Genomic DNA, 21272 nt, shown 5'->3' with positions numbered 1-21272 from the left:
TCAGACAGTCGAATTGGGGGTGTCGGTCAACGACGTGACATCGCTTTTGGGCCGGTCATCATCGGGCAGCGTGCCGGTGACCAGATAGATCACCTGTTCGGCAATTCCCGTCGCATGGTCGCCCACCCGTTCGATGTTCTTGGCGATGAAATGCAGATGCATGCAGGCCGTGATGTTGCGCGGGTCTTCCATCATATGGGTCAGGAATTCGCGGAACACCGAATTGTACATCTGATCCACCTCGGCGTCGCGGCGGCGGACATCCTCGGCCAGTTTGGCATCGCGGGCGATATAGGCGTCGAGTGCATCCTTGAGCAGACCGACAACCGAGCGCGCCATGCGCGAGATCGACCCGGCAGAGCCGTTGACCGGGCGCATCTGACCCAGCACCAGCGAGCGCTTGGCCAGGTTCTTGGCATAATCGCCCGAGCGTTCCAGCGAGCCCACGATGCGCATGACCGTAAGCACGGTGCGCAGATCGGTGGCGGTGGGGGCATTCAGCGCGATGATGCGGGCGCATTCGGTGTGGATCAGGTCTTCGAGTTCGTCGATGGCCCGGTCGCCGGCGCGGACTTCGGCGGCCAGAGCATCGTCGCGGGTTTCGAGCGCCGTCGCGGCCTGCAAGAGGGCATGCTCAACCAGCCCCCCCATTTTCATCACCAGCGCCTGAACGCCTTCGAGGTCGCGGTCAAAGGCGGAGCGGATATGTGGTTCCATGGTCATCATTCCTTAACCGATCCGGCCACTGATATAGCTTTCGGTGCGCGGATCGACCGGGTTGGTAAAGATCGTGGCGGTCTCGCCGTATTCCACCAGATGGCCGAGGTGAAAGAACGCCGTGCGCTGCGACACGCGGGCCGCCTGCTGCATCGAATGGGTCACGATCACCACTGAAAACGTCGCGCGCAGCTCGTCGATCAGCTCTTCGACCTGGGCGGTGGCGATCGGGTCCAGCGCCGAGCACGGCTCGTCCATCAGCAACACCTCGGGCGAGGTGGCGATGGCCCGCGCGATGCACAGCCGCTGCTGCTGGCCGCCCGACAACCCGGTGCCGGGGCTGTCGAGCCGGTCCTTGACCTCGTTCCACAGCGCGGCCTTGCGCAGGCAGGCCTCGACGATCTCGTCCAGATCGGCCTTGTGCCGGGTCAGGCCGTGGATTTTCGGCCCATACGCCACGTTGTCATAGATCGACTTGGGGAACGGGTTGGGCTTTTGAAACACCATGCCCACCTTGGCGCGCAGCTGCACCGGATCGACCCGCTTGTCATAGATGTTCTCGCCGTCGATCAGGATCTCGCCCGTCACCCGGGCCGAGGCCACGGTGTCGTTCATCCGGTTCAGACAGCGCAGAAACGTGGATTTGCCGCAACCCGACGGACCGATAAAGGCGGTCACGGTGTTGTCGAGGATATCGACATCAACATCCTTCAGCGCATGCGTGGTGCCATAATGCACCTGCACCCCCCGCGCCGTGATCTTGTTCTTGTGGGTGTTCACGACCCTTTCTTCGATCTGAATGTCTTTCATGGTCAAATGTCTTTCCTTGATCCGCGCGCCACGCCGGGGGAGGCGACTCAGTTTCACCGGGAGTACCGCAGGCGCGTTACTGTCATGCGACAGTTTTGTAACTGTTTGATGACGGCCTGCGCGCCGTGGTTATCATCCGGGGGTTGCGCCTGGCTCTGGCCCTTTCGCCGTCCGAAGGATAGCTTCGCTCCGATGAGACAGGCAAAGGGCAGGGCATGGACAGGCAGATAACAGCGCGGGTGGTTCTGACGGCCATGGGCACCACAGCGGGCTTGGGGTTGTATGCCCTGTCGCAGATGGCTGATGCCGAAATTCTGAGCGGGCGGCCCTTGCTGGCAGTGGCGACCTTTGTGGCGTGTTTCTTTACCGCGCTGCTGGCGATGGCCGGACCGCTTGCAGTGGCGCGCGCCGCTCTGGGTGCGTTGACCATCGCAGGCGTGGTCACACTGTTGCTGAGCGTGGCGGCGGCCGGATTTGTCAGTGCCGATGATGTGCTGGACAGCCCGCATGCGGTGCTGGGCGCGGTCATTCTGACGCTGGTGCCGTTGCCGTTCTGGATCGCCTGGCACGCCGGAGACTGGCGTGACTATCGCCGCCTGTTTGGCGAAAGCTGGGCGATCGTGGTGCGCGCGGTGGCGGCCTGGGCCTTTGTCGGGCTGGTCTGGGCGGTGATCCTGCTGTCGGACGCGCTGCTCAAGGCGGTGGGGATCGACCTGATCGACCGGATGATTGATCTGGGGCCGATGACCTGGCTGATCACCGGCGGTGTGCTGGGGCTGGGGCTGGCGGTGGTGCAGGAGCTGTCGGATTACGTCAGCCCCTATCTGATCCTGCGCTTGTTGCGGCTGTTGTTGCCGGTGGTCCTTGTGGTCTCGGCGGTGTTTCTGCTGGCGCTGCCGCTGCGCGGTGTGTCCGGGTTGTTTGGCGTCTGGTCCTTTGCGTTGACCTTGCTGGTGATGGCGGGGGCGGTGGCGACGCTGGTCACAACGGTGGTCGATCAGGATGACGCTGAGGCGACGAAAAGCCCGCTGCTGGCGCGGGCGGCACAGGCGATGGCGCTGATGCTGCCGCTCTTGGCCGGGCTGGGGGCTTGGGCGGTCTGGGTTCGGGTGGCGCAATATGGCTGGACGCCCGAGCGGGTGTTTGCAGCGCAGGTGGCCGGGCTGGGGGTCGGCTATGGTGTGCTTTATGCGCTGGCAGTGCTGCGCGGGTCCGGCTGGATGGCGCGGATCCGGCAGGCCAACGTGGTGATGGCGCTGGCGCTGATGCTGGTGGCCGCCTTCGCGATGACCCCGATCCTGAGCGCCGAGCGCCTGTCTGCGGGCAGCCTGATGGCCCGGCTGGACGACGGGCGGCTGCCGGTGGCCGAGCTGGATGCCAGCCTGCTCAGCCGCTGGGGCAAGCCGGGGGCCGAGGCCCGGGCGGTGCTCGAGGCCCGTGCCACCGAGCCGGGACAAGAGGCGCTGGCCCGTCGTCTGGTCTTGGCCGCGCCCCAACGGGACAACAGCAACCGCGACGAGCTGCTGGCCGCTGTGGCCGATCTTCTGCCGTTGCAGCCCGAAGGTGCGACGGCGACACGCGATATGTATCTGAACACGCTGGACACCTACCGGCTGATCGATCTGCGCGAAAGCTGCGGGCGGCAGATGCCGGGGGGCGGTGTCGGCTGTGTGATGGTGGTCGCCGATCTGGTGCCCGGTCTGCCGGGAGAAGAGGCGTTGCTGCTTGACTATACGCTGGGTGGCTTTGTGCAGTTCACCGGGTTTCGCAACGACCCGGCGCTTGGTCCGGTGCTGCGCGAAGTGCTGCCTGCAAACGGGGTTCTGCCGCAATACGAGGCGGGCGAGGCCCTGATCCGGGCCTGGCAGACTGCTCCGCCCCCCGCAATGCCACTGGCGCTGAACCAGCTGGCCCTGCCCAATGGGGGTGGGATCATTCTGGCGCCGTAACCGGCTGGGGGCGTTTGCACCGCAAGCTTTCCTTAATGCCTTTGCCATAGCCTCGCGGGAATCGCTGCCCATACATCGGGGGAAGGGGCCATGCTGGGGCTGTTCAATCGCGCGTTGGAAAATTTTCTCAGGCAGCGCCATGGCCCGGCGCTGTGGCAGCGCGTTGTGCAGCGGGCAGGCCTGCCCTTTGACAGTTTTGAACCGCTGCTGGATTATGATCCGGCCCTGACCGTCGCCCTGATCACCGCCAGCTGTGACGAACTGGGCCAGACGCGGGAAACGGTGCTGGAGGATATGGGCACCGCCCTGGTCTCACACCACGATCGCGACGGGTTGCGCCGATTGCTGCGCTTTGGTGGCGTCAGCTTTCGCGATTTCCTGCACTCGCTGGAGGAATTGCCGGATCGCGCGCGTCTGGCCCTGCCGCATCTGGATCTGCCCGATCTGCTGCTGGAGGACCGGGCCGGCGGCCATTTCACACTGCGGGCCGCGCCGCCGTTTGCCGGTGCGGGGTTTGTCCTGATCGGTCTGTTGCGGGCGATGGCAGATGACTACGGCGCGCTGGTCCTGCTGGATATGGCGCCCCCGGTGGCGGGGGCTGATGTGATCTCTATTCTGGTGCTGGACGAATCCTATGCCGAGGGGCGGCGATTTGATCTGGCCATTGCTGCGCCATGATGCAGGCATCCGCACATGGATAGGGCGTGCCTGTCGATTTCGGGCTGTTGTGCGGGGCGTATCGCGCTGCCGGTGGCCGCCATGGACCGGCTGATGCCGATGCATCTGCATCTGTCGGCCTCCGGGCGGATCACGGCGCTTGGTCCGACACTCGCCAAGATCGCCGCGCAAGCAAAGATCGGGGCGGGCGGCGGCCTGACCGGGCAGGACTTCTTTCAGCTGTTCGAGGTGCGCCGCCCGGCAGGGGTTGCCGGCATGGCCGATCTGTCCGCGCGGCAGGGAGAGCGGCTGCATCTGGGGATGCGCGGCGGAGATGTGGCGTTCCGGGGGCTGGCGATGGCGGATGTCTCTGGCGGGATCGTGCTGAACCTGTCCTTTGGCATCGGCGTCGCCGAGGCGGTGCGGGCCCATGCCCTGACCGATGCCGATTTTGCCGCCACCGATCTGACGGTCGAGTTGCTGTATCTGGCAGAGGTCAAGCGGATGGTGCTGGGCGAATTGCAGCGGCTGAACCAGCGGTTGCAGGGGGCAAAGACCCAGGCAGAGGAACAGGCGCTGACCGACACGCTGACCGGCCTGCGCAACCGCCGTGCGCTGGATCTGCGGCTGGCACAGGCAGTTGTGGCCGGGGCACCCTTTGCCTTGCTGCGTCTGGATCTGGACCGGTTCAAGGCGGTGAATGATACGTTGGGTCATGCAGCAGGTGATCATATTTTGCGGATGGTGGCACAGGTGCTGCTGGCGGAAACCCGGTCCGGCGATCTGGTCGCGCGGGTGGGGGGGGATGAATTTGTCATTCTTTTGCCAGACCTGATCAGAATGCCACGGCTGATCGCCGTGGCAGAGCGGATCATCGCCGCCATCGCCCAGCCGGTGGCGTTTGAAGGGCAGGTTTGTCAGATCGGGGCCAGTGTGGGACTGACAGTCTCGACATTCTATGCCTCCCTGACGGGCGAAGAGATGTTGCAGGACGCAGACGCCGCCCTTTATGCGGCCAAACGGGACGGGCGCGGGCGGGTGGTGCCTTTCCTGCGCTGACGGGCGACCGTCAGGGAACTGCGGTGGCCGGGCAGGCGTTTGGTCGGTGTAAGGCGGCCATCCCTGGCTGCCGGTGACCGAAAGGATTTCCAATGTCAGACGCACTGAAAGCCGTGCCCGGTTCGGACAAGATCGACACCGGAATTACCGGTGTGACCGCAATCGCCAAGGGGCTGAGCGCGGCACTCTCCGACACGTACCGGCTGCTGTTCAAATCCCATGCCGTTCACTGGAATGTCGAAGGCCCGATGTTTCACTCGATCCATGTTCTGACCGAGGCACAGTATACGGATCTGTTTCAGGCCGCTGATGATCTGGCCGAACGGATCCGCGCGCTTGGCCGGATTGCGCCGTTCCAGCTGTCCGAAATCACCAAAATGTCCTGCGTGAGCGATCCCGCCAAGCTGGGGTCGGCGCAGGAGATGGTCGAAGATCTGGCCAGCGATCACGAAGCCGTGGTGCGGCGGATGCGTGACGTGATCGGGCAGGCCGAAAAGGGCGAGGATGTTGCGACCGCCGATCTGCTGACCGCGCGCTGTGCCTTTCATGAAAAGGCCGCCTGGATGCTGCGCGCGACGGCGAAGTGATTGCTCTGAAATGCAAAAGGCCCCGGATCACTCCGGGGCCGATCTTCAGGGGACGAACGGTTTACTTCAGACGCGAGACGACGCCATCAGCAAAGGCCGAGATCAACGCCGCGTAATATTCCGGCGTGTCGGTGAAAGAGGTTTCAAGCACGGCACCATCCGGGGCAAAAGCCTGTGCGGTCAGGGCCGAAACTGTCAGCTCGTAAGTGTCAAAATCGGCGTTGTCTGTCTCGCTGGTCACTTTGACCGTGCCGACCATCACCGCATCTTCCAGACCCAGTTGGTTCTGGAACGAATTTGCCAGCGACAGTTCGTCGATGTCGATCGTGATTTTCGAACCTTCTTCTCCGGTCCGGTCAACCAGACGCGCAACAATCGCATTTTCCAGATCGTCGGCGGCATTGGTCCAATAGGCAGCCGCCTCGGCGTTGGAAATCGCGGTTATATCAGCAGACACATCCACCTCTTTGACCATCGTAACCTGCGCAAAGGCCGTGGTTGCAAAGAACAGGGCGGTGGTCGTCAACAGAATATTGCGGAACATGAGAGATCCTTTCGTGCAAATGATGCGCAGCTTTCCCGCGCGTGCTGACACAACGCCGATTTGATCAAACGGTTCCGTACTGGTTCGTGCTCATCACAAATAAAAACGCCTGCCGGTAAGGGCAGGCGCTGAGTTTGGGGCAAGCGATTGATCAGGCGTGATCAGGCATGCAGCGTTTCGGTCGAGGCAAAGAACATGGCCTGACTGACCGCCGACCTGACCTGCTCTTCCGAGAACGGTTTGGTGATCAGGAAGGCAGGCTCCGGCTTGTCGCCCGTCAGCAACCGTTCGGGGAAGGCCGTGATGAAGATGACCGGAATATCATCGAACTGCGCCAGAATGTCATTGACCGCATCAATGCCGGACGAGTCGTCTGCCAGCTGAATGTCGGACAGGATCAGATCGGGCCGTTCGCGGGCGGCAAGCTCCACCGCTTCGCGGCGGGTCCGGGCCACGCCGGTCACCTGGTGGCCGATCTGGCCAACGATATCGACGATATCCATGGCGATAATCGCCTCATCCTCGATCACCATCACCTTGCCGGTGACAGAGGCTTCCATCTCGCGGATGGCGGCATCCAGCAGCGCCTGAACCTCGCCCTCTTCCTGAGCCATAATTTCGGCAATCGAGGTGCGGTCGAACCCTTCGATGGCGTGAAGCAACAACGCCTCACGCGAATTGGGCGTAAGGCCAGCCATATGGACCTGTGCCCGTTTGGCCAGAATGTCATCATCGGTTTCAAGCGGCGCACCAGCGCTGGACCAGACCCGGTGGAAGCAATGGAACAAACCGATCCGTGGCGACGTTGCAGTGCGCACAGGGGTGTCTTCGATCAGAATGCTTTCCAGCGTCGCGGCGGCATAGCGGTCACCACTATCCTGGCTTCCGGTCAGCGCACGCGCATAACGGCGCAGGAAGGGAAGGTCGGCCGCAATTGCCGATGTCAGATCGAAGGTCGCGGAGGCAGTCATTATTTTCTCCCCAGTTTCGTTTTATACGGAACCAAACGCTCTGGCGCCGCGTTTGGTTCCATGAATAAATACGGGATCAGTAGAGTAGTATGATGATGGAACATATGGCCGGTGACAATCAGAAGTCCAGCTTGCGTAAGGACATCGATGAGAACCTGAAGCGTGTCTATGAAGATGCGCTCAAAGAGGAGGTTCCCGATCGCTTCAAGCTCCTGCTGGAGCAGCTGAAGGCCAAGGAGTCAAAAAAATGAGCTCCGCGCCCGTCGAGCATGCTGATCCGCGTGACGAGATGGCCAATCACATTCCCTCGTTGCGCGCCTTTGCAATCTCGCTGACCCGGAATGTGAGCGAGGCGGATGATCTGGTGCAGGAGACAATTCTGAAGGCCTGGTCCAATATCGAAAAGTTTACCGTGGGCACCGATATGCGGGCGTGGATGTTTACCATCCTGCGCAACACCTTCTTTTCCTCCAAGCGCAAGACCCGCCGCGAAGTCTCTGATACTGATGGGATTTATGCTGCATCAATGTTCGAGAAACCGCATCATGACGGACGGCTGGCGTTTACCGATTTCAGCCGGGCGTTTGACAAGCTGTCGGCCGAGCATCGGGAGGTGCTGATCCTTGTCGGGGCCAATGGCTATTCGTATGAAGAGGCGGCTCACATGATGGGTGTCGCAGTCGGCACGGCCAAAAGCCGGGCAAACCGGGCCCGGGCCAAGCTGTGCGAACTGCTGGGTCTGGCCGATGGCGAAGACATTCTGGCTGATCAGTCTGGCGCGACCCTGGCGGTAATGGGTCGGTCAGGCATTCAGGCTGCATGACACAGGAGGCCAAGATGAGGCCGCGTTTTGCCGGACTCGGCTTCCGCCTGATGGCGGTGATGGGGGTCGCCTTGTTGCCGCTTGCCATCCTCAGTTACGTACAGGGGCTCAAGACCGCGCAGCTGGCCGAGGCGCGGGTGACCAATGTGATCAAGGGGGAAACGCTGATTGCGGCAAACCCGCTGATTGCCGAACTGGTCAAGGCGCAGGCCAAGGCCGCAATGCTGGCGCTTGCCCTGCCGTCTGTGCTGCGCTCGGATACTCTGGCCAATCTGGATGCCTGCCGGAGCCTGATGGACAATGTAGTTGCAGCCAATATCGGGCTGGTGACGTTTGCGGGCTATGTGGACCGTGACGGTCAGATGCTGTGCGGTGCGCGCAACGAGCAGCGCGATCTGTCCGGAACCGGGATCATGGAACAGCTGCTGGAAAACCCCGGGCCAAAGATGGCGGTCAATCCTTACGGGCCGGTCTCAAAAACCTCGGTGCTGATTTTGTCGCATCCGGTGCGGGAGATGACGGGTGAACTGACAGGGTTCGCCTTTGTCTCGCTGCCCCACAGCGCGCTGGATCAGCAGACCCAGCCAAGCGAAAGTGATCGCAAGAACCCGCTGTCGCTGATCACCTTTGATGCGGACGGGGCCCTGTTGACCTCGTCAATCGGCATGCAGGGGGCAGAGCAGAGCTTGCCGGTCGGGCGCAGTCTGGCCAGTTTTGCCCAAGGCGAGGGCAGGAGCTTTGTGGCGGTGACCCCCTCGGGCGAACGCCGGGCTTTTGCGGTGGTGCCGTTGCAAGCAGGCAGCCTGTATCTGTTGGGGTCATGGCCGGCCAACCGTCTGGACAACACGATTTTCGAAGGGGCGTTTCCGGCGTTCTTGTTCCCGATGCTGATGTGGGCGGCCAGTCTGCTGGTGGCGTGGCTTGCATCGGAAAGCCAGGTGCTGCGCCACGTGCGGGCCTTGCGTGACCGGATCACCGCCTTTGCTGCCGGTCAGCGGCAGTTGCCCGCGCTGAACATGGACGGGGCGGCGCTGGAGTTGCGCTCGGTTGGACGGGCTTATGAGCGGATGACCGAGGCGGTTGTGCGCAATGAGGCCGATCTGGAAAATACGATCCACCAGAAGGAAGTGCTGCTGCGCGAGGTGCATCACAGGGTTAAGAACAACCTGCAACTGATTGCATCCATTCTGAATATGCAGCTTCGGGGGGCCCGCACCACCGAGGCAAAAGAGGCGATGCGGACGGTTCAGGACCGGGTGATCAGTCTGGCAACCGTTCACCGCGAACTGTATCAGACCAGCGGGCTGACCGATGTGCGCGCCGATGAGCTGTTGCCGCGCGTGGCGAATGATCTGTTGCGCATCGGCTCGGCGCCGGGGCGGCGGTTCGAGCTGGATGCCAATGTCGATGATATTCGTCTGACCCCGGATCAGGCGGTGCCGCTGGCGTTGTTCCTGACCGAAGGCATGGCCAATGTGATCAAGCATTCCTGGGCCGGGGGCGCTGCGCGGTCACGGGTCGGCTTGCGGCTGGAGCGGATCGGCGAAGGCACGGCGCGGTTTTCTCTGGGGAACAGTCTGATGCCGCAGACCGCCGGGGACGAAGCGCCGGCTGTCGCGGGCAAGGACGGTTTTGGGTCACAACTGTTGACCGCGTTTTCCCAGCAGCTGAACGGCAAAGTGACGCGCGGGCGCGATGGCGACGGCTATCTGCTCACAATGGATTTCCCGCTGCGGCCCCTGTCCGAGGGGGAAGAGCGGGTGTCCCCCAAAGTGACCCCGCAGGCTGTCACCGACGGCGAAGATGAGTTGTCCTGACATCAGGACAGGGTGAGACGAGTTTTATCCAGACGGGTCAGATGGGGTGCATGATGCGCGACACCGGCACCTCGGGGCCTCAGGCCCCGCAGCTGTTCATTACCGCGGCCGAGGCTTATCCGGCGCTTGAACGCGCCTTTCTGGACGCGCAATCCGAGATCATCGCCAGCTTTCTGGTGTTCGACCCCGATACCCGCCTGCGCTCTGCCGAAGGCAAAGCTGTGGGAACGCGCTGGTTTGATCTGATCGTGCATTGCCTGCAGCGCGGGGTGCAGATCACGCTCACGCTGTCCGATTTTGACCCGATTGCCCGCGCCGCCATGCATCGCGGAACCTGGCGCAGTCTGCGGCTGTTGCAGGCAGCGGCAGAGGTGGCGGGGCCGGGGGCCGCAAAGCTGACGGCATCTGCCGCGCGCCATCCGGCGCAAACCGGCTCGATCCCGCGTCTGCTGCTGTCGCCGGTCATCATGTCGCGGGTCTGGCGCACCAGCCGTTGGCTGAACCGTCAGCCGCGGGAAATCCGCGCCACCGCCTTGCGCGACATGCCAGGGGTGCGGGCGTTGACCGTGGTGGGTGCGGATGGCCGGGTGCGGCCCCGGTTGTGGCCGCTGCCGCGGCTGTTTCCCGGCACCCATCATCAGAAGATCGCCGTGTTTGACCGCAAGCGGTTGTATATCGGCGGGCTGGACCTGAATGAGCGTCGGTTTGACAGCCCCGCGCATGCGCAATCGGCGGATCAGACCTGGCATGATGTGCAGATGCTGCTGGAAGGTCCGGTTGCCGCCGATGCCGCCCTGCATCTGGAGGTGTTTCAGGCGGTCACGGCGGGACAAGTGCCCCCGATTGACACCGGCGAACTGCTGGTCACGCTGTCTCACCAGCGGCGCAGGCCGCTGGTGCGGTTTGGGCCAAAGCCGGTGGTTCAAAGCATTTTTGATGCCCATTGCGCGGCGATTGGACAGGCGCGGGGGCTGATCTATCTGGAAAGCCAGTATTTTCGCGACAGCCGGCTGACCCGCGCGCTGTGCCAAGCCGCAGCAAAGACCCCGGATCTGGGGCTGATCCTGATGCTGCCCGGCGCACCGGAAGAGCTGGCGTTTGACGGGCGCGAGGGGCTGGATTCGCAGCTGGGCGAATGGCATCAGGCACGCTGTCTGCGCCGGTTGCAACGCGCCTTTGGCAAGCGGCTGTTCATCGGCAGCGCCGCGCAGCAAAAGCGGGCACAACCGCAGCAAAAGCACGGGCGCGACCAGTTGGCCAATGCGCCGCTGATCTACATTCATGCCAAGGTTTCGGTATTTGACCATGTGGCGATCGTGTCCTCTGCCAATCTCAATGGCCGGTCGATGCGGTGGGATACCGAAGCCGGGGTGCAGTTGTCCGAACCGCAGGTGGTGGCCGATGTGCGCAAGCGCTGCATGTCACACTGGTTGCCCGCTGGGGCCGATGCCCGCTTTTTCACGCCGGAGCTGGCCGTAGCGGCATGGCGCGGGTTGGCGTTGTCAAACACCGCCCGCGCGCCCGAGGACCGGCAGGGGTTTGTGCTGCCCTATGATGTGCAAGTGGCCGAGAAGTTTGGCACCGCCATCCCGTTCCTGCCGCCCGAACTGGTCTGACCCTGCCCGAAGGGGGCTGACCCCAACAGAAAAAGGACCCATGGCCGGGGCCATGGGTCAGGTCGCCTTGATGAGGCGTGGGGAAAGAGAGAGCCGCGCTTAGTTCGCGCGGCCGCCCGTCAGTTTGTCGGCCAGCTTTTGCGTGGCGCTGCGGCGGCTGCGGGTCTGGGCGCTGACCCGTTTTGCCGCGCCATTCACCTTGGCCGCCGCGCGGCGGGTGGTTTTGCGTGCAGTTTCCTCGACATCATCGGCCATGTCTTCGACCGACCCTGCCATGTCACGGCCCTTGTCGCGGGCGTTTTCCAGAATGTCGCTTAGATCCGACACCATCGCCAAGGCGGCTTCGGTGCCACGGGTGCGCAGAGCACTTGCCGCTTCGCCAAGGGCCCGGCCTGCGGCAGTGCGCTCGGTATCAAAGGTTTTGCGGGCCTTGGCCATCAGGTTTTCGGCGGAGTCTGCCAGAGACTCGCCGTCGCGGCGGTTGGCTTGCAGCGCCGTGGCCAAGGCTGCCCCCAGTGCAACAGCTACCGCAGCCGACGCGACCGGATGGCGGCGCAGAATGTTGCGGTCATCCGCTTCTTCGGTCAGCTCGTCGTATTTGTCCTCGACCGCTTCGGCCCCCGAGGCAAAGGCGGCATAGGCACGCTCGCGGGCGGCGATGATCCGGTCGGCGGCATCAGAGGTCATGTCCGATAGCCCGTGACCAAAGGCCGAGGCCAGATCGGCGGCCAGATCCGCAGTGACGGTTGCCTTTTCGCGGGCGAACTCAGCGGCATCATGGCCACGTTCGGCCATGTCGTCGTACAGAGCAGACAGCCGTTCGCGCGCCGCTTCACGCGCGTCATCGGCGCGGGCCTGCCAGTCTTCGATGGTGTCAGAGACGCGGTCGGTCAGGCTGTCTTCGCTGCGCGGGCCAAAGGTCAGCCAGGCCAGACCAGCCCCCACCAGCACAGTGGCCAGCGGATAGGTGCGCAGCGCACGGGCGGCGGCGGTTGCCAGAACCGTCTGACCCAGCGGCCCGGTTGCCAGACCCAGCAGATCGTCAGAGGAATTCCGGCTGCCGGTCAGGCGACCCGTCAAACGGCCCAGTGCCGCGCGGAGCGCATCTTCGGTGGCGCGTGCTTCATTGAACAGCGCCTCGGATTTACGGGAGCGTGCCATGTCAGTCTCCTATTCATGTTTCATCAGGGGCGCGTGGCGGGAAGATCCTCGCCGGTGCCCGCAAGGGATGTCAGAGGTAAAGTGGCCCGCCGCAGGCAGGACCGGGCAATCAGGCCCAGGGCCACGGCAATCAGGCCGCAAACCCCCGCTGCAATCAGCAACGCCTGCAACGGCGTGTATCCCAGGGCGCTCAGGCCAAGCACCCCCGCCTGCACCAGCAGAACGAGCATGAGCATGATCAGCGCCAAGGCCACGACGCCCAGCATGAGGGCGGTCGCAACCGACGACGCCCGCAGCCGCAGCTCTGCCTTTGCAAGCGCAAAGCGCAGGGCAATGGCCCGACGCCCCAGCATCAGCAGGTCGAGCAGAGGGACAATCAAGCCTTCAAGTCCAGAGCGCGCCATCGGGTATTCCTGTCTGACCGGGTCATATTCTGCGCTGTGCCGCGCGTGGACCCATGATCAGCCAGACAATGAACCCGAGGATCGGCAAGAACAAGATCAGCAAGGTCCAGATGACCTTTTTACCGGTGCTCACGGTGGAATTGAACACCGAAATGATCGCCCACAGGTCGAGAGCCAGGATCAGAAGGCCGCCAAAGCCAGACAATTCAAACATGCTCAGTTGGTTCATTGTGCGTGTCCTTTGCGCTTTGGCATCCGTATCGTGGCCCTTCGATCACGACCTTGTGCTTTACAAACGCGGCGATCGGAGTCTGGTTCCGCAGCCGCGTAAAAATCTTCGCAGCCTTTTTGAAATTGACCGTTGGCCAAAAAGCGCTTTGCTCAGATCGTCGGAGAAGGGCCGCCAAGGAATTTGAGTAAGCGTCTGATTATATAAGTAATTAATCAAAGTTCCGTTCATCTGGTATCAGGCTGCGATCCTTTGTATGCCGCATTTTCGCTGATCCAGATTGTGTCGCCGATGTTTTTGCCCGGCGCAGCGGAACCTGAGCCGGGGGCATACGTTGACCCAGCACAAGCGCTACGGCGCAGAAACCTGAACCAGATGAGAGGAGATCACCATGCTTGGTTGGGCATTGACGTTTCTGGTCGTGGCATTGATTGCAGCGGCTCTTGGCTTTGGCGGGATCGCGGGCGCTTCGGCCTCTATCGCGCAGATCCTGTTCTTTGTTTTCATCGTTTTGTTCGTCGTGGCGATGATCGCCCGCGCCGTGCGCGGAAAGCCCCCAGTCTGACCGCAGACGCAGACGGTCATTCCACACGGGAAAAGGTCGCTCTTCCGAGCGGCCTTTTTTCTGGCTCCTGACGTAAAACGCTCGGCTCATTGGCGTTCATCGGCAAAAGCCCCTGCAAATCGCAGGGGCGGCCCGGTACGACTTTCAGGCTTCAGAGAGGTTCGGGGCGGGAGATCAATCCGTTGGCACAAGGCTGCACACCACTGTCTTCCCGGGAGGGCTGCGGGGTCCGCGACAAAGGTTCGGCCAGCAAAGGGCCGCCGGGTGAGGGTCGGTCAAGGGGGATGACCGCAAATTCAGCGGGATTTGCGGTCAGGGCCCGCCCGGCATGGCGGGCAAAGCTGATCAGAGACTGATGCATCCGGCCCTCCTGCGTGTCGCCAAAGGTCAGAAACACAATCCGGCGCGCGCCGGTGGCAACCAGCCTGCGGGCCTTTGCGACGGCGGTCAGAAAATCCGTCCCGGCCTCGACCGTGCCGGGGCCAGAGCCGCACAACACATAATGCACCGCATCCTTGGCATCGCCTTTGGCCTCGGTCACCACCTCATCCGGTTGTGCAAGCTGCGCACCGGCATGGATCAGGGCCTGCATCCAGGGCAATTTCAGACTGGGGGAACCGGAGGCAAGCATCGGGTGCGGAACAGCGGTGGCAGTCATCGTTTTGCTCCTTGGGCCGGTACGCCCGGCGGGCGCGACGAGGCTTTAACGCCGACAGGGGGGAGTTTGGTTCCCGCGCTCTTGCGGGTCGGCGGCGAATTGCCCATCTGAGGGCGGTCACGGGTTTGACACGTGCCGGAACCGCGCGGGCAAAGCGGCGTTGATCTGGCGCGTGCATGTCTGATCAGACACAGAGGATAAAAGCAAATCATGTCAGCCATGCGAAACCCCGACCACTCTGGCCCCAAAGGCCCCGCTGATGCAGCCTCTGGCGATGATGCGGCAGACCTGAACGGCGTGGTGGGGCGGTTGCACGCGGCCGCAGGCGCGGCAGAGCGGGTTCTGTTGGGAGATCTGGTGGATGCGATGGGGCGGTCGTCGATGGCGGCGGTTCTGCTTGTGCCGGCGCTTTTGCTGGTCTCGCCGCTGAGCGGGGTGCCGGGGGCGTCGATTGTCGGCGGGGTTGTGATCGCGCTGATTTCCGGCCAGATCCTGCTGCGCCGGCAAAAGGTGTGGCTGCCCGATCTGATCCGCGCCCGCAGCCTGCCGGGACCTGCCTTTCGCCGCGCGCTGGCCTGGCTGCGCAAGCCTGCCCGGCGGTTTGACGGGCTGGCCCCGGCCAGACCGGGCGGCGGGGATGATACGTGGTGGACCCCGCTTCTGGCGCTGCTGTGCCTGTGTCTGGGGCTGGCCATGCCGATGATGGAGCTGATCCCGTTTTCGTCGTCGATCGCGGCCACGTTGATTTCTGCACTGGCCCTGTCAATGCTGACGGGCCGCCTGACCATCGCGCTGGTGGCAATGGCCCTGGCCGCTCTGGCCATCGGCGGGGTGGTCTGGCTTTTGTGACCCTGGCGGATCTATCTGTCGTCGGACGGATCCAGCGGAATGGTCAGCGTGACGCGGGTGCCGTTGATGGTTTCAAACACCAGCGTTCCCCCCAGCTGTTCGGTGAACTGCAAGGCCACGCGCAGACCAAGGCTGCGGGATTTTTCCGGGACAAAATCCGCTGGCAGACCTTTTCCGTCGTCCTGCACAATGATGATCGCCTCTGCCCCCCGGCTGCGCATGGTCAGGTGCAGCCGGGTCTGCCCCTCATCGCGGGTGGCATGTTCGACGGCGTTTGACACCAGCTCCACGATGATCAGCGCCAGCGGCGTGGCCTGATCGCCGGTGACAATCACCGGCTCGACATCGAAATCCAGCACCATACGGTCGGACAGGGCATAACTGTTGACCACTTCGGGCAACACATCACGCATCAACTGGCCCATATCCGTGCTCTGACGCTTGGGGTTGTGCAACTGGCGCTGGATGCTGGCCACGACCTGCAACCGGGCCGTGGCCACATCCAATGCGGCGCGCGCGCCCTCATCCACGACATTGCGCCGCTGCATTTTCAACAGCGAGGCCACAACCTGCAGGTTGTTCGAAACCCTGTGCTGCAGTTCGTGAAACATGGTCTTGTTGGCCCGCGCCAGCGTGTCAGACCGCTCTTTTTCAATCTCCAGCTTGCTCAGGGCGTAGCGCATCGCATGGATCAGCAGCAGCTCTGTCGTCGAGATGAAGACATAAAACCCAAGCGCCAGCAGCATTGGTCGAGACAGGGCAAAACTGTCTTCGGGAACCAGAAACCAGTACCAGGCCGCCAGACCGCAGGCCACAGCCACAACAACGCCTGCCCGTGTTCCGGCGAAATATCCTGTCAGGATCACCGCCGGAAAAAACGTGAGATAGGGAAAGCCCGGCGGCAAGGCCGGTTCCAGATACGCGCGCAGGGCAATGGAAATGATGATCGCAAGGCTGGCAAAAACAATCTGATAAGCAGAGCTGCGCTCTGCCACCGCCCAAAGTCGCAATTGTTCCATTCGTTACCCTATTCCGGTCCCGGCCCGGCGTCAGGCAAAGGTTATCCCAAGCCAATGGGAGTGCAATGGCTTTCCGCGCGAGCATCCGGCTCTGGCCAGGCATCCCCGAGGGCTGCACGCACTTGCAGCGCAGAAAACGGCATGTCAAGGGCACGCCATCCGGCATCAGCGATCGTATGCTCTTCGCCGTTATCCGCCTCGGTCAGCAGCACAGTGACGCGCGGATTTCCGATCAGCCGGTCCAGTCCAGCCGAAAGCGCGCTCCGCATGGACTGGCGCATGATCAGCATGTCAGGCTCTTGCCCGTCGGACAACAGCGCCAGGATCTGTCTGGCCTCACGGCACAGGATCACACTGGCGTCAGGCCAGGCTTCCATCACGGTTTGCGCCAGATCGAGGCTGATCAGCACGTCGGGGTCCTGAATGAGGATCGTTTTCGGCATCTCAGTCTCCTTCAGAAAGAAGGATGTCATGGAACTAAAATTGCCGCGGCGCAGTTAACTGTGACATAGTTGTGGAGGAAATGTTGAAAACCATTTGCCGCGCCTGTCCCTTGCGCCAATGCGAGGCCTTTCTGCCGATGAACGAGGATGAAATCCGGTTCATGGAGCGTTTCAAGAAGGGGGAACTGTCGGTTGCCCGCGGGGCCACCATCCTGTCCGAAGGCGAACCGAGCGGTCAGCTCTACACGGTGCTGAGCGGACTTGGCTTGCGCCACAAAACACTGGAAGGCGGGCAGCGTCAGGTGCTGAACCTGATTTTCCCCGGTGATTTCCTTGGCTTGCAGGCAGGTCTGATGGGTGAGATGGGCCACTCGGTCGAGGCGACAACGCCGATGGTGCTGTGTGTGTTTGACCGCAGCGCGCTGTGGTCGCTGTTTCAGGCCAATCCGGCACGGGCCTATGATCTGACCTGGATCGCTGCGATCGAAGAGCATTTTCTGGGGGAAACCGTCGCCACCATCGGGCAGCGCGACGCCTCGGCAGCGCTTGCCTGGGCGTTTTTACGGATTTTCCGGCGCGGCGAAAGCCTTGGGCTGGTGACGGATGGCAAGATGTTGTTGCCGTACCGGCAACAGGATATGGCCGATGCGCTTGGCCTGTCGCTGGTGCACACCAACAAGCGGCTGCAAAAGTTCCGCGCCGCAGGGCTGATGGACTGGTCGCGCGGTGTGCTGCACATTCCCGACCGCAAGGCCTTGGCCGATCTGGCAAATCTCGCCGATGGGCCGGCAGAGAAGCGGCCGCTGCTCTAGCCTCTTGCAGCCCGCCGTGGGACGGGGCAATCTGCCCGCAACAGGCGCACAGCGGATGTGACGCAGCGGGAGGGACGACCATGCTGAAAGGGATTGATCATCGGCTGAATGCCGATGTTCTGGGAACGTTGCGTGCCATGGGGCATGGCGACTACATTGTCGTGGTCGATACCAACTTTCCCGCCGACAGCATTGCGCGCACCACCCCCGTCGGCAAGCTGCTGCGGATGGAGAATCTGACCTCGGCGCAGGCGGTGCAGGCGATCCTGTCGGTGCTGCCGCTGGATACGTTTGTGCCCCATTTTGCAGGGCGGATGCAGGTGGTGGGCGACCCCTCTGCCGTGCCCGAGGTGCAGGCCGAAGTGCAGGTCGAGGTGGACCATGCCGAAGGCAAGCACCGCCCGCTGCCGGGGATCGAACGCTTTGACTTTTACGATCTGGCCAAAGGCGCCTATGCGGTGATCCAGACCGGTGAGCGGCGGTTTTACGGCTGCATCATGCTGCGCAAGGGTGTAATCGGGCCAGAGGCGTAGCCATGTCGCAACAGATTGTCATCCTTGGGATTTTTGTCGCCGATGCCGCCTACCGCGCTGATCGCCTGCCCCGTCTGGGCGAGACGATCCTGGGCCAGCATTTCCGGCTGGGGCCGGGGGGAAAAGGCTCCAACCAGTCGGTTGCGGCGGCGCGGGCCGGGGGGGATGTTCACATCATCACCCGGCTGGGCCGCGATGCCTTTGCCGACATGGCCCGCGATCTGTGGCGCGACGCCGGGGTGACTCCGGACGTAACCGAAGACCCCGACAGCTATACCGGGTCGGCGTTCATTTTCCTTGAGGCCGCGACCGGGCAGAATGCGATCATCGTGGCGCAGGGCGCCGCCGCCCGGATCTCGGTGGCTGATGTCGAGGCGCGGCGCGGTCTGATCGAAGGCGCGGGGCTGTTCATGACCCAGCTGGAACAACCGCTGGACGCCGCCGAACACGGGCTGCGCATCGCGCGTGGGGCAGGGGTGCGTACCATCCTGAACCCGGCCCCGGCGGCGGCCCTGACCGATGAGATGCTGTCGCTGTGCGACCTGATCACCCCCAATGAATCCGAGGCCGAAGGGCTGACCGGCGTGACCGTGACCACATTCACCGATGCCGAAGCCGCCGCCGACCGGCTGATCGCGCGTGGCGTGGGGGCGGCCATCATCACGATGGGCGAAAAGGGCGTGCTCTATCGCAAGGATGGCCGCAGCCATCATGTACCCGCCCGTGCGTCCGGTCCGGTGGTCGATACCACCGGGGCGGGGGATGCGTTCAACGGCGGTCTGGCAGTGGCTTTGTCGCAAGGGGCGGCGATGGAACAGGCGCTGCATTTTGGTGCGGCAGTGGCGGGAATTTCAGTCACCAGGCACGGCGCGGCCAGTTCTATGCCGACCCGTTCCGAGGTGGAAGTCTTCTTGCGCGGGTAGTGATCCAGCCGGGCGCAACCACAGCGTGTCTGACGTGGCGTCACTTTCTGGTCATGGTTACGCCAGGTTTAAAATTCCCCTGAGATCTGAGCAGATTCGGGCGTATGAGCAGCCTTCGCGGGAACCTGTCCTGCGTCTTGGGGATGCTGCCAATGTCCGCCCTTTCTGTGTCACGGCCCCTCGCCGTTTCCAGCCTTGCCCCCGCGCGCCACAAACGCGCGCTCGATGTCAGTCTGATCCTGCTGTCGCTGCCGGTTCTGCTGCCGCTGGTGCTGCTGCTGGTGCTTGCAGTCCGGATGTCATCACCCGGCCCGGTGCTGTTTTTTCAGACCCGTGTCGGGCAGAATGGCCGCCGCTTTCGCATGGTCAAGTTCCGCAGCATGTACCCGGATGCCGAGGCGCGCCGGGCGGCGCTGCTGGCGCAATCTGATCGCACCGGCCTGTGCTTCAAGCACAAGGACGACCCGCGCGTGACCCCGATCGGCCGGTTCCTGCGCCGCTCGTCTCTGGATGAGTTGCCGCAATTGTGGAACGTGCTGCGGGGCGAGATGTCGCTGGTCGGCCCGCGCCCGGCGCTGCCCGAAGAGGTGGCGCTCTATTCGCCGCAGGCCTTGCAGCGGCTGGCGGGCCTGCCGGGGCTGACCGGGTTGTGGCAGGTGTCCGGGCGGGCCGACATCGGCTTTGACGAGATGGTGGCGCTGGATGTCGATTACCTGACATCGGCGAGCCTGCGCGGCGACCTTGCGTTGATCTTTCGCACCGTTGGTGCGGTTGCTCTGGCGCGGGGTGCGTATTGATCGGGCAGTTGGCGCAGTCTTGTTTCAACTGCGCTGAAATTCCGGGCATACCGCATGCGCTTTGGGCGATGATGCGCTCTGCATCCCGTTGACCCACCCGTCCCCCCAGATCGCGCATTGAGCCTGCCGTCGTGCCGCCGCAGCCTGTGGCAAAGCGGGGGACCATGTTTGCAGCACCCATCACCGAGCCGATGCAGCGCAGCCGGGGCGAAGCCTCGGTAGCACTTGTCTGTGGCCCTGCGGGAATGCGGCTGACCGGCCTGCGCCAGCAGGGATCGGCCAAGTGCATTCTGCCGCATGGCGCCCGGGGCCGCGATGGGATGCCAGAGGTGGTTTTCCTGAACACCTCCGGCGGGCTGACCGGCGGTGATATGCTGTCTTATGCGGTGCAGCTGGGGCCACAGGGGCGGGCGGTGGCCACCACCCAGACGGCGGAACGGGCCTATCGCTCTTTGGGCGGTGCCGCGCGGGTGCGGGTCACGATGGAGGTGGGCGCGGGCGGCTGGCTGGAGTGGTTGCCGCAGGAAACCATCCTGTTTGATGACTGCCGCCTTGACCGCCGCACCGTGCTGGACCTTGCGCCCGGCGCGGGGTGCCTGCTCTTGGAAAGCGTGGTGCTGGGCCGGGCCGCGATGGGCGAGACGGTGGCGAAGATTGCCTTGCGCGACTGGCGCGAGATCCGCCAGGCGGGCCGCCCGGTGATGGTGGAGCCGCTGGCGCTGTCCGATCGCGCCTTGCAGACCGGGGCGGCGGGGCTGGGCGGCGCGCGGGCCTTTGCCTCGCTCGCGATGCTGGGGCAGGGTGTCGCCGATCTGCTGGGCCCGGTGCGCGCGGTGCTGGATGAACCCGGCGTCACCGCTGCCGCCTCTGCCCCCGAGGGCCGCCTGATGCTGCGGATGATGGCGGTGGATGGCTGGCCGCTGCGCCGCCAGATTGCCCGATGCCTTGCCGTGCTGCGCCGGGGTGCGCCCCTGCCGCGCGTCTGGCAGGTGTGACGGCTTGGCAGATGTAAAGGAGAGACCATGAACCTGACCCCCCGCGAAAAAGACAAGCTGCTGATCAGCCTTGCCGCCATGGTCGCCCGTGGCCGGCTGGCGCGGGGCGTCAAGCTGAACCACCCTGAGGCCATCGCGCTGATCACCGATTTCGTGGTCGAAGGCGCGCGCGACGGGCGCCGCGTCGCCGATCTGATGGAGGCGGGGGCGGGCGTGATCACCGCCGATCAGTGCATGCTCGGCGTGCCCGAGATGATCCATTCCGTGCAGGTCGAGGCCACGTTTCCCGATGGCACCAAGCTTGTCACCGTTCACCACCCGATCCGCTGAGAAA

26 protein-coding genes are annotated in these 21272 nt (G+C 63.5%); 16 read left to right on the top strand and 10 right to left on the bottom strand.

Annotation, left to right across the window (positions count from 1 at the left end; all coding sequences use genetic code 11):
• Both phoU and pstB read right to left on the bottom strand, forming a co-directional pair.
• Positions 1 to 726, bottom strand: a complete 726-nt coding sequence (gene phoU, locus J2X53_RS12480) for a phosphate signaling complex protein PhoU (RefSeq protein ID WP_349037809.1) — start codon at positions 724 to 726, stop codon at positions 1 to 3.
• Between the two features lie 3 nt (positions 727 to 729).
• A complete protein-coding gene (pstB, locus tag J2X53_RS12475; RefSeq protein ID WP_349037808.1) occupies positions 730 to 1527 on the bottom strand; it encodes a phosphate ABC transporter ATP-binding protein PstB in 798 nt (265 codons plus the stop codon).
• A 215-nt stretch (positions 1528 to 1742) separates the two neighbouring features.
• On the opposite strand from pstB, the gene J2X53_RS12470 reads away from it, so the two are divergent.
• The 4 genes from J2X53_RS12470 to J2X53_RS12455 all read left to right on the top strand — a co-directional run bounded on the left by J2X53_RS12470 (position 1743) and on the right by J2X53_RS12455 (position 5779).
• Positions 1743 to 3476, top strand: a complete 1734-nt coding sequence (locus J2X53_RS12470; RefSeq protein ID WP_349037807.1) for a DUF4153 domain-containing protein — start codon at positions 1743 to 1745, stop codon at positions 3474 to 3476.
• A gap of 90 nt (positions 3477 to 3566) precedes the next feature.
• The gene (locus tag J2X53_RS12465) at positions 3567 to 4154 is read left to right on the top strand and encodes a heme NO-binding domain-containing protein (RefSeq protein ID WP_349037806.1); all 588 of its coding nucleotides are present in this window, start codon (positions 3567 to 3569) and stop codon (positions 4152 to 4154) included.
• A 15-nt stretch (positions 4155 to 4169) separates the two neighbouring features.
• Complete coding sequence (locus J2X53_RS12460; RefSeq protein ID WP_349037805.1) at positions 4170 to 5192, top strand: GGDEF domain-containing protein; 1023 nt, start codon at positions 4170 to 4172, stop codon at positions 5190 to 5192.
• A 92-nt stretch (positions 5193 to 5284) separates the two neighbouring features.
• A complete protein-coding gene (locus J2X53_RS12455; RefSeq protein WP_349037804.1) occupies positions 5285 to 5779 on the top strand; it encodes a DNA starvation/stationary phase protection protein in 495 nt (164 codons plus the stop codon).
• Positions 5780 to 5840: 61 nt separating this feature from the next.
• Here J2X53_RS12455 and J2X53_RS12450 read toward each other — a convergent pair whose 3' ends face one another.
• Complete coding sequence (locus J2X53_RS12450) at positions 5841 to 6323, bottom strand: hypothetical protein (protein WP_349037803.1); 483 nt, start codon at positions 6321 to 6323, stop codon at positions 5841 to 5843.
• 161 nt (positions 6324 to 6484) lie between these two features.
• Positions 6485 to 7294, bottom strand: coding sequence for a response regulator (locus J2X53_RS12445; RefSeq protein WP_349037802.1), 810 nt, complete (start codon positions 7292 to 7294; stop codon positions 6485 to 6487).
• Between the two features lie 104 nt (positions 7295 to 7398).
• Between J2X53_RS12445 and J2X53_RS12440 the strand changes: the two genes are divergently transcribed.
• The 4 genes from J2X53_RS12440 to J2X53_RS12425 are packed head-to-tail and all read left to right on the top strand — an operon-like array spanning position 7399 to position 11550.
• Positions 7399 to 7545 (top strand): NepR family anti-sigma factor, encoded by a 147-nt coding sequence (locus J2X53_RS12440; RefSeq protein WP_118152873.1) that lies wholly within the window; start codon positions 7399 to 7401, stop codon positions 7543 to 7545.
• Positions 7542 to 8117 (top strand): RNA polymerase sigma factor, encoded by a 576-nt coding sequence (locus J2X53_RS12435; protein WP_349037801.1) that lies wholly within the window; start codon positions 7542 to 7544, stop codon positions 8115 to 8117. Before J2X53_RS12440 ends, J2X53_RS12435 begins: the two co-directional genes overlap by 4 nt.
• Before the next feature lie 14 nt (positions 8118 to 8131).
• Positions 8132 to 9934: a sensor histidine kinase gene (locus tag J2X53_RS12430; RefSeq protein ID WP_349037800.1), complete on the top strand. Its 1803-nt coding sequence runs from the start codon at positions 8132 to 8134 to the stop codon at positions 9932 to 9934.
• Between the two features lie 53 nt (positions 9935 to 9987).
• The gene (locus J2X53_RS12425; RefSeq protein WP_349037799.1) at positions 9988 to 11550 is read left to right on the top strand and encodes a phospholipase D-like domain-containing protein; all 1563 of its coding nucleotides are present in this window, start codon (positions 9988 to 9990) and stop codon (positions 11548 to 11550) included.
• Between the two features lie 99 nt (positions 11551 to 11649).
• On the opposite strand, the gene J2X53_RS12420 is transcribed toward J2X53_RS12425, so the two are convergent.
• From J2X53_RS12420 to J2X53_RS12410, 3 genes are read right to left on the bottom strand one after another with little or no spacing between them, the layout of a single operon-like run.
• Positions 11650 to 12711, bottom strand: coding sequence for a hypothetical protein (locus J2X53_RS12420; protein ID WP_349037798.1), 1062 nt, complete (start codon positions 12709 to 12711; stop codon positions 11650 to 11652).
• 23 nt (positions 12712 to 12734) lie between these two features.
• A complete protein-coding gene (locus tag J2X53_RS12415) occupies positions 12735 to 13115 on the bottom strand; it encodes a phage holin family protein (RefSeq protein ID WP_349037797.1) in 381 nt (126 codons plus the stop codon).
• 22 nt (positions 13116 to 13137) lie between these two features.
• A complete protein-coding gene (locus tag J2X53_RS12410; RefSeq protein ID WP_349037796.1) occupies positions 13138 to 13344 on the bottom strand; it encodes a PLD nuclease N-terminal domain-containing protein in 207 nt (68 codons plus the stop codon).
• A gap of 391 nt (positions 13345 to 13735) precedes the next feature.
• Here J2X53_RS12410 and J2X53_RS12405 point away from each other — a divergent pair, with 391 nt between their 5' ends.
• A complete protein-coding gene (locus tag J2X53_RS12405; protein WP_103333097.1) occupies positions 13736 to 13909 on the top strand; it encodes a DUF1328 domain-containing protein in 174 nt (57 codons plus the stop codon).
• Positions 13910 to 14060: 151 nt separating this feature from the next.
• Here the strand turns inward: J2X53_RS12405 and J2X53_RS12400 are convergent, their stop codons facing one another.
• The gene (locus tag J2X53_RS12400; RefSeq protein ID WP_349037795.1) at positions 14061 to 14567 is read right to left on the bottom strand and encodes a hypothetical protein; all 507 of its coding nucleotides are present in this window, start codon (positions 14565 to 14567) and stop codon (positions 14061 to 14063) included.
• A gap of 219 nt (positions 14568 to 14786) precedes the next feature.
• On the opposite strand from J2X53_RS12400, the gene J2X53_RS12395 reads away from it, so the two are divergent.
• Positions 14787 to 15416: an exopolysaccharide biosynthesis protein gene (locus tag J2X53_RS12395; RefSeq protein ID WP_349037794.1), complete on the top strand. Its 630-nt coding sequence runs from the start codon at positions 14787 to 14789 to the stop codon at positions 15414 to 15416.
• 11 nt (positions 15417 to 15427) lie between these two features.
• On the opposite strand, the gene J2X53_RS12390 is transcribed toward J2X53_RS12395, so the two are convergent.
• Together J2X53_RS12390 and J2X53_RS12385 are read right to left on the bottom strand one after the other, a co-directional pair.
• The gene (locus tag J2X53_RS12390) at positions 15428 to 16435 is read right to left on the bottom strand and encodes a histidine kinase dimerization/phosphoacceptor domain -containing protein (protein WP_349037793.1); all 1008 of its coding nucleotides are present in this window, start codon (positions 16433 to 16435) and stop codon (positions 15428 to 15430) included.
• A 41-nt stretch (positions 16436 to 16476) separates the two neighbouring features.
• On the bottom strand, positions 16477 to 16878 hold the full coding sequence (locus J2X53_RS12385) for a hypothetical protein (protein ID WP_349037792.1): 402 nt from the start codon (positions 16876 to 16878) through the stop codon (positions 16477 to 16479).
• Between the two features lie 80 nt (positions 16879 to 16958).
• Here J2X53_RS12385 and J2X53_RS12380 point away from each other — a divergent pair, with 80 nt between their 5' ends.
• The 6 genes from J2X53_RS12380 to J2X53_RS12355 all read left to right on the top strand — a co-directional run bounded on the left by J2X53_RS12380 (position 16959) and on the right by J2X53_RS12355 (position 21268).
• Complete coding sequence (locus J2X53_RS12380) at positions 16959 to 17690, top strand: Crp/Fnr family transcriptional regulator (RefSeq protein ID WP_349037791.1); 732 nt, start codon at positions 16959 to 16961, stop codon at positions 17688 to 17690.
• A gap of 80 nt (positions 17691 to 17770) precedes the next feature.
• Positions 17771 to 18223, top strand: a complete 453-nt coding sequence (locus J2X53_RS12375; RefSeq protein ID WP_349037790.1) for an RbsD/FucU domain-containing protein — start codon at positions 17771 to 17773, stop codon at positions 18221 to 18223.
• A 2-nt stretch (positions 18224 to 18225) separates the two neighbouring features.
• A complete protein-coding gene (rbsK, locus tag J2X53_RS12370) occupies positions 18226 to 19146 on the top strand; it encodes a ribokinase (protein ID WP_349037789.1) in 921 nt (306 codons plus the stop codon).
• A 152-nt stretch (positions 19147 to 19298) separates the two neighbouring features.
• Complete coding sequence (locus J2X53_RS12365) at positions 19299 to 19943, top strand: sugar transferase (protein ID WP_349037788.1); 645 nt, start codon at positions 19299 to 19301, stop codon at positions 19941 to 19943.
• Positions 19944 to 20107: 164 nt separating this feature from the next.
• Positions 20108 to 20938 carry an urease accessory protein UreD gene (locus tag J2X53_RS12360; RefSeq protein ID WP_349037787.1) on the top strand — a complete coding sequence of 277 codons (831 nt, stop codon included), beginning with the start codon at positions 20108 to 20110 and terminating at the stop codon, positions 20936 to 20938.
• 27 nt (positions 20939 to 20965) lie between these two features.
• On the top strand, positions 20966 to 21268 hold the full coding sequence (locus J2X53_RS12355) for an urease subunit gamma (protein ID WP_349037786.1): 303 nt from the start codon (positions 20966 to 20968) through the stop codon (positions 21266 to 21268).
• Positions 21269 to 21272 lie beyond the last annotated feature (4 nt).

Source organism: Pseudotabrizicola sp. 4114 (genome assembly GCF_031457365.1).
GTDB lineage: Bacteria > Pseudomonadota > Alphaproteobacteria > Rhodobacterales > Rhodobacteraceae > Pseudotabrizicola.
This window is presented reverse-complemented; position numbering and strand designations above follow the sequence as displayed.